At 69.6% G+C, this 6988-nt stretch carries 5 protein-coding genes and 1 pseudogene; 1 reads left to right on the plus strand and 5 read right to left on the minus strand.

Annotated features, from left to right (window positions below; translation table 11 throughout):
• Nucleotides 1-40: 40 nt before the first annotated feature.
• Together JNW91_RS28000 and JNW91_RS34195 are read right to left on the minus strand one after the other, a co-directional pair.
• The gene (locus JNW91_RS28000; protein WP_203178456.1) at nucleotides 41-730 is read right to left on the minus strand and encodes a class F sortase; all 690 of its coding nucleotides are present in this window, start codon (nucleotides 728-730) and stop codon (nucleotides 41-43) included.
• 1 nt (nucleotide 731) lies between these two features.
• Complete coding sequence (locus tag JNW91_RS34195; RefSeq protein WP_238425839.1) at nucleotides 732-1889, minus strand: hypothetical protein; 1158 nt, start codon at nucleotides 1887-1889, stop codon at nucleotides 732-734.
• Between the two features lie 588 nt (nucleotides 1890-2477).
• On the opposite strand from JNW91_RS34195, the gene JNW91_RS28010 reads away from it, so the two are divergent.
• Nucleotides 2478-4253: a glycoside hydrolase family 6 protein gene (locus tag JNW91_RS28010; RefSeq protein ID WP_203178458.1), complete on the plus strand. Its 1776-nt coding sequence runs from the start codon at nucleotides 2478-2480 to the stop codon at nucleotides 4251-4253.
• A 123-nt stretch (nucleotides 4254-4376) separates the two neighbouring features.
• Here the strand turns inward: JNW91_RS28010 and JNW91_RS28015 are convergent.
• The 3 genes and pseudogenes from JNW91_RS28015 to JNW91_RS28025 form a co-directional block, all read right to left on the minus strand.
• A pseudogene (locus JNW91_RS28015) lies at nucleotides 4377-4762 on the minus strand (hypothetical protein).
• A gap of 84 nt (nucleotides 4763-4846) precedes the next feature.
• Nucleotides 4847-5155, minus strand: a complete 309-nt coding sequence (locus JNW91_RS28020) for a hypothetical protein (protein WP_203178460.1) — start codon at nucleotides 5153-5155, stop codon at nucleotides 4847-4849.
• 15 nt (nucleotides 5156-5170) lie between these two features.
• A complete protein-coding gene (locus JNW91_RS28025) occupies nucleotides 5171-6829 on the minus strand; it encodes a sodium:solute symporter family protein (protein ID WP_203178462.1) in 1659 nt (552 codons plus the stop codon).
• Nucleotides 6830-6988 lie beyond the last annotated feature (159 nt).

The following is a 6988-nucleotide window of genomic DNA, read 5'->3' on the forward strand; positions in this document are numbered from 1 at the left end:
GGTACACCCCGGCCGGCCGGACCGCGTCTGCGCTGGCGGGTCACGCCGTCAGGCTGGCGAAGACGATCACGTTGTTCAGGTAGCTCTTCGCGGTCTGGTCGAAGTCGCCGCCGCAGGTGACCACCCGCAGTCCCGGGCGGTCGCTGGGGCCGTAGACCAGCTCGGTGGGGAAGGACGTCTTCGGGTACGACTTCACCGAGTCGATTCGGAAGATCGCCGGCTGGCCGTCGGCCCGCCGCACGGTGATCATGTCGCCGGGGGCGAGTGAGCCGAGGTCGAAGAAGACGGCCGGTCCGAGCTTCGCCGAGTCCACGTGCCCGACGATGACGGCGTTGCCGGTCTCGCCGGGACTCGCGCCCGGCTCGTACCAGCCGGCCTGGTCGGCCTGCTCCAGCGGGGGAACCTGGACGGTGCCGTCCGGGTTGGTGCCCAGCGACATGATCGTCGCGTTGACGCCGATCCGGGGGATCTCGATGCTGGTCGGGGCGGAGCGCGCCAGTCCGGGCGGCGCGTCCCCCTGCGCGGAGGGCTCCCCGTCGAGCGGCGGTACGCCGGGGGAGGTGACCTCGGGGCCGGCCTGGGACTGCGGTTGCGGTGGGCGGGGAGCGGACGTGGTGTCGAGGGCCGCGCCGATCATGCCGGCCCCGATCATGGCGAGGGTGACGACGACGGCCGCGCCGGCGGCACGCCACGGTTTCCCGTGACGGCCGCCGGCCCGTGTCGTCGTCACGTCAGACGAGCGAACCATCGGTCCGCCGACGACGCATCAGCACGATCCCGCCCAGCGCGGCAGCGCCGAGCAGGCCCGCCCCACCGGTGGCCAGGCCACGGTCGGTGCCGGTGCTGGCGCCACCGTCACCGCCGTCGACCCCGCCGTGCGGCAGCACGACCAGCTCACCCTCGCCGCAGGAGCCCTTGAGCTCGTAGCGACCCGGCTTCGCGTCCTTGTCGACCTTGGCCTCGCCGTAGTAGACGAACTCGCGCTCGTGCTCGCGGCGGTCCTCGTCCTTGCCGTAGTCGCCGCGCTCGTCGGAGCCGTAGTCGCCGCGCTCGTCCTTGCCGTAGTCGTCACGGTCCTTGGACTCCCGGCCCTTGTCCGAGCCGTACTCGTCGGAGCCGTACTCGTCGGAGCCGTACTTGTCGGAGTCGCGCTCGTCCGAGTCGTACTCGTGCGAGTCGCGCTTGTCGGAGCCGTACTTGTCGGAGTCGCGCTCGTCCGAGTCGTACTCGTGCGAGTCGCGCTTGTCCGAGCCGTACTTGTCGGAGTCACGCTCGTCCGAGCCGTACTTGTCCGAGTCGTGGCCCTTGGACTCCCAGTCCTTCTTGTCCTCGTGGCCCTTCCAGTCGCGGCCGTGGTCCGCGTCCTGGCCGTGCTCCTCGCCCTTCCAGTCCTTGCTGTCCTCGTCGCCGTAGGCGTCGGCGGCAGCGCCGCCGCCCTGGCCACCGGGCTGGGAGCCGTCCTTGCCCTTGTCGTCCTTGCCGTTCTCGTCCTTGCCGTGCTCGTCCTTGCCGTTCTCGTCCTTGCCTTCGTGGTCCTTGCCGTTCTCGTCCTTGCCGTGCTCGTCCTTGCCCTTGTCGTCGTGGTCCGAGTTCTCCTCGCGCCACTCGCCGCGGTCCTCGCCCCGGTCGTCGTGCGCCGGCTTGAGCTTGACCTTGCCGGTGACCTTGGACCACACGAACGCGTGCTCCTGCCGATCCGGGCAGATCTCGAGGAGCTTGACCTCGTCGCCGGCCTTGACGACGTGCGGCTTGGCAAAGACCTTGCCGTCACGGTCCTTGCCGCCGTCGTGGTGCCCGTCCGCGAACGCGATCCCCGGCGTGAACACCAGGAGCGACGCGCCGCCGAGCGCGGCGCCCGCAACGACCTTCCCGAGCATCTTCTTAGCCATGACCTGCGTCACTCCATCCCTGTTGTCCTGAGCTCGGCGACAACCGAGCTAAGACCGACGTTAGACGGTTTCATGACCTATAAAGGGAAAGATTCGCGTTTTGCCCTTTGCTGCTGGTAAGAGGTGAAGGGGTGCTACGCGGCTTTCGCCGCCTGCCGCGCGGTCTCGGTTGCGCCGAGCCCTTGCGTGCGACCCAGGGCGTTAGGGGCGTCGCGTGCCGGCGCTGGTCCCACTCGCGCCACTCGGGGCCACTCGGGGCCGCTCGGGGGTATCGTCCGAGTCTGATGCGGATCCTCCGGCTCGACACATCGAGCCATTGCCATGGAAGCGCTCCCATGCAAGAATCGGCGCACGCGGTTCGGGGAGCCACACCGCGCAGGCAGGCAGTCGAGGGCATCCGGTCCGCCGGGCGACGTTCTGCCGCCGACCGCCCGGCCGCGTGCCGGTCGATCACCCACCACCAACGCCCGTCCGGGTCGGGCACCCCGAAGAATCCCGTTGGCGCCGGCGGCCGTCCACACAGGACGCCCACCGTGCCGTCCCGCCGGGCCGTACGCGGGCCCGGTCTCGCCCAAGGAGATCAGTGGCATGAATGTGTGGAGAAGGCTGTCCGGCCCACGCCGGGCCCTCGCGCTCGCCGGCGCGGGTGCCCTGGTCGCCGGCGGGCTCGTGACGATTCCCGTCACCGCGGCCCAAGCCGCGACGCAGTGCGACATCGCCTACTCGTCGAACGAGTGGGCCGGCGGCTTCACCGCGAGCGTCACCATCAAGAACCTCGGCGACCCGGTCAACGGCTGGACGCTGGGCTGGACCTTCCCCAACTCCGGCCAGCGTGTGCAGCAGGGTTGGTCGGCCGAGTTCACCCAGTCCGGCAGCCAGGTCACCGCCCGGAGCCTGTCCTACAACGGCAGCCTCGCCACCGGCGCGTCGACGAACATCGGCTTCAACGGCGCCTGGAGTGGCAGCAACCCGAAGCCGACCTCGTTCACCCTCAACGGCGTGGTCTGCAACGGTGGCACCACGACCCCGCCCACCACCACGCCTCCGCCGACCACCACGCCTCCTCCGACCGACCCGCCGCCCACCACCACCCCGCCCCCGGCGGGAGCGAAGGTGGACAACCCGTACGCCGGAGCGCGCGGCTACGTGAACCCGGAGTGGAAGGCCAAGGCGGACGCCGAGCCGGGTGGCAGCCGGGTCTCCAACAACCCCACCGCCGTCTGGCTGGACCGGATCGCCGCCATCAACGGCACTCCGGACAGCAGCTCGAACGGCGCGTTCGGGGTGCGTGACCACCTGGACGAGGCGCTGCGTCAGGGCGCCGGCTACATCCAGTTCGTGATCTACAACCTGCCCGGCCGGGACTGCTCCGCGCTCGCCTCCAACGGCGAGCTGGGCCCGGACGAGCTGCCCAAGTACAAGGCCCAGTACATCGACCCGATCGCGGCGATCCAGGGCGACGCCAAGTACCGGAACCTGCGGATCATCAACGTCATCGAGATCGACTCGCTGCCGAACCTGATCACCAACACCTCCGGTCAGGCCGGCGGCACGGTCATGTGCGACACGGTCAAGGCCAACGGCGCGTACGTCAACGGTGTCGGCTACGCCCTGGCCAAGCTGGGCGCCATCGGCAATGTGTACAACTACATCGATGCCGGCCACCACGGCTGGCTCGGCTGGGACACCAACTTCGGCCCCACCGCCGACATCCTGAAGACCGCGGCGGTCGCCTCCGGCAGCACGGTCAACAACGTGCACGGGTTCATCACCAACACGGCGAACTACTCGGCCCTGCGCGAGCCGTACTTCAAGGTCACCGACACCGTCAACGGTCAGACCGTGCGGCAGTCCAAGTGGGTCGACTGGAACTTCTACGTCGACGAACTGTCCTTCGCCCAGGCGTTCCGCGACAAGCTGGTCTCGGTCGGCTTCAACTCCAACATCGGCATGCTGATCGACACCTCCCGTAACGGCTGGGGTGGCTCCGCGCGACCCACCGGGCCGGGCGCGACGACCAGCGTCGACACCTACGTCAACGGAGGTCGCATCGACCGCCGGCTCCACCTCGGCAACTGGTGCAACCAGTCCGGCGCCGGCCTCGGTGAGCGGCCCCGGGCCAACCCGGAGCCCGGCATCGACGCGTACGTCTGGGTGAAGCCTCCGGGTGAGTCGGACGGCTCCAGCAAGGAGATCCCGAACAACGAGGGCAAGGGCTTCGACCGGATGTGCGACCCGACGTACGGCGGTAACGCCCGCAACGGCAACAACCCGTCCGGAGCGCTGCCGGACGCTCCGATCTCCGGTGCGTGGTTCTCCGCGCAGTTCCAGGAGCTCATGCGCAACGCGTACCCGGCGCTCTGACCGGATCGCTCCCGCGCCCACCCGCCGCCGGCAGTAGGTGAGGCACTGCCGGCGGCAGGTTCCCCCGGGTCCCCGGCCCGACCGTCACAGGTCGGGTCGGGGACCCCCCTTTCTACGTGCCGGTCAGGGCACCGTGCGCTCGATCGCCGCCCGACCCTGCTCGGCCAGGTCACGGCGGGCCTTGTCCAGGTTCTCCGGGGTGAGGTCCTGCCCGCGGGCCATCACCAGGTCCTCCGGCTCCCACGGCTGCTCCGCACCGGTACGGATGTTGTCCCCGCCGCCCCGGTGCCCGTTCCGGTGGCCCCGGTGCCGGCGGCGTACGGGTCGCCGATCAGGTCGTCGGTGTCCGGCGCGAGGTCCTCCGGCCGGTTGCGCGGCTCGGCGAAGGCCGGGGTGTCCCGGTCGGGGCCGCCTCCGCCGCTCAGCTGGGGGACGGTGCTGTCGTCGTCCGCCGCCGCGGCCATCTCCGGGCTCTCCTCCAGCGGCGGTCGGCGGTCGCGATCGGTCATGGTGTCGCCTCCTGTGTCCGGCGCGGTGCGCTATCCCCCTCGCCTACCCCGTGCGGCAGCGGCCATGCGCGCGGGTCGGACGGGTCAGGTGCCGGGCTGCTGCTCGTTGGGGGCTGGCGGTTCCGCCGGGCGCAGCCACTGCCAGAGCAGCATGAGCAGCCCGAAGATGAGCATCCCCAACCCCGCCCACAGGTTGATCCGCACACCCTCGGCCTTGTCGATCTCGGCCCGGCTGTCGAAGACGCCGATCAACGTCACGATGATCCCGTACGCCACGAAGAGGCCACCGATCACCCGACGGATGTCGAACAGCCGGGCGGCCGCGGAACGGCGCTGCTCCGCCTGCGCCTCGTCGATCAGCGGGTCCTGCGCCGGCTGGCCGTCGTTGCTCATCTGCCGACTCCTTTCCTAGAAGACCGGGATGTAGAAGAGGGCGGCCAGCGCGACCGCGATCAGGCCGAGCAGGACAGGGGAGCGGTACCAGGCGGCGTCCCCGGCGAGTACGTCGCCCTTCAGGTCGACGCCGCCCAGCCCGTACACCAGCCCGCGCAGCTCCTCGTCACGCTTGGGCGCGGTGAGCGGGGTGATGATCGCGGCGACCACCACCGCCGTGACGAACGCGAGACCGGCACCCCAGAAGCTCTCCTCCAGGTCGGAGTTGAAGTCGACCACACCGCCCTTGTAGAGCAGATAGAGGCTCAGCGACACCAGGGTGCCCAGCAGCAGCGACCAGAAGCCGGCCAGGGCGGTCATCCGCTTCCAGAACATGCCGATGATGAAGGTGGCGAACAGCGGCGCGTTGAAGACGGAGAAGAGCGCCTGGATGTAGTTCATGATGTTGCTGAATCCGGCCGCGATGAACGCGGTGCCGATCCCGATGACCACGGCGGCGACCGTCGCCCACCGGCCGATCCGCAGGTAGTAGTCGTCCGACCGGTCCCGGCGGATGTACGCCTGCCAGATGTCGTAGGTGAAGACGGTGTTGAAGCCGCTCACGTTGGCCGCCATGCCGGCCATGAACGAGGCGAGCAGGCCGGTGACCGCCACCCCGAGCACGCCGTTGGGGAGCAGGTCGCGCATCAGCAGCGGGATCGCGTTGTTGTACTGCAGGTCGCCGCTCTCCGCGCCCAGGCCCTTCACCGTCACCAGAGCCACCAGGCCGGGGATCACCGTGACCAGCGGAATGAACAGCTTCGGATACGCGGCGATGATCGGCGTACGCCGGGCGGCGCTCATGTTCTTCGCCGACAGCGCCCGCTGTACCTCGGCGAAGTTCGTCGTCCAGTAGCCGAACGACAGCACGAAGCCGAGGCCGAAGACGATGCCGATCCAGTGCGCGCCCAGCGGGTTGGCGGTGCTGCCGGTGTCCTGCCAGGCGTGCAGGCCCGCCTCGCCGAGCTTGGAGTCGCGTACCGCGTCCATCAGCCCGTTCACGCCACCGACCTTGACCAGGCCGATCACGGTGACCGGGATGAGACCGGCCAGGATGACGAAGAACTGGAGCACCTCGTTGTAGATCGCGCCGGACAGACCGCCGATGGTGATGTACGCCAGCACGATCGCCGCGCCGACCACGATCGCCGTCCAGAGCGGCCAGCCGAGCAGCGCCTGCATCACCAGGGCCAGCGCGTACAGGTTCACGCCGGCGATCAGCACCTGGGCGACGGCGAAGCTGAGCGCGTTGAGCAGGTGTGTGGGGCGGTTGAAGCGCAGCCGCAGGTACTCCGGCACGCTGCGGACCTTGGAGCCGTAGTAGAAGGGCATCATCACGATGCCCAGGAACACCATCGCCGGCACCGCGCCGATCCAGTAGTAGTGGACCGTCATCACACCGTACTGGGCGCCGTTCGCGGCCATACCGATGATCTCCAGCGCGCCCAGGTTCGCCGAGACGAAGGCGAGACCCGTCACCCAGGCCGGCAGGGACCGGCCGGAGAGGAAGAAATCGACGCTGGTCCGAATCGCCCGGCGGGCCGCGAAGCCAACCCCGAGGACGGTGACGAAGTACAGCGCCAGAATCAGGTAGTCCAGCCCGTTCATGTTGAGCCGAAGACCGCCGCCGTCCATCCCGTCACCCCTCGTCCCGACGTTGGCACCGGTTTGATGCGCGCGCGCCCTATTACCCGGAACGCGCTCTTTCACGCCTGCACGTCGGGTTCGGTGCGTTCGGGCCCGCTCGGGCGATCTCGCCAAAGCGACAGCAACGGGCGCCCGGCCGCTCGGCCG

The sequence above is a fragment of the Micromonospora parastrephiae genome, from assembly GCF_016802865.1.
In the GTDB taxonomy this organism is placed as follows: domain Bacteria; phylum Actinomycetota; class Actinomycetes; order Mycobacteriales; family Micromonosporaceae; genus Micromonospora; species Micromonospora parastrephiae.

Bases quoted from the DNA above. Each gene is read 5' to 3' on its own strand.
- JNW91_RS28020 (WP_203178460.1), bottom strand. From the start codon at position 5,155: ATGAGCAACGACGGCCAGCCGGCGCAGGACCCGCTGATCGACGAGGCG.
- JNW91_RS34195 (WP_238425839.1), bottom strand. From the start codon at position 1,889: ATGGCTAAGAAGATGCTCGGGAAGGTCGTTGCGGGCGCCGCGCTCGGC.
- JNW91_RS28025 (WP_203178462.1), bottom strand. From the start codon at position 6,829: ATGGACGGCGGCGGTCTTCGGCTCAACATGAACGGGCTGGACTACCTG.
- JNW91_RS28010 (WP_203178458.1), top strand. From the start codon at position 2,478: ATGAATGTGTGGAGAAGGCTGTCCGGCCCACGCCGGGCCCTCGCGCTC.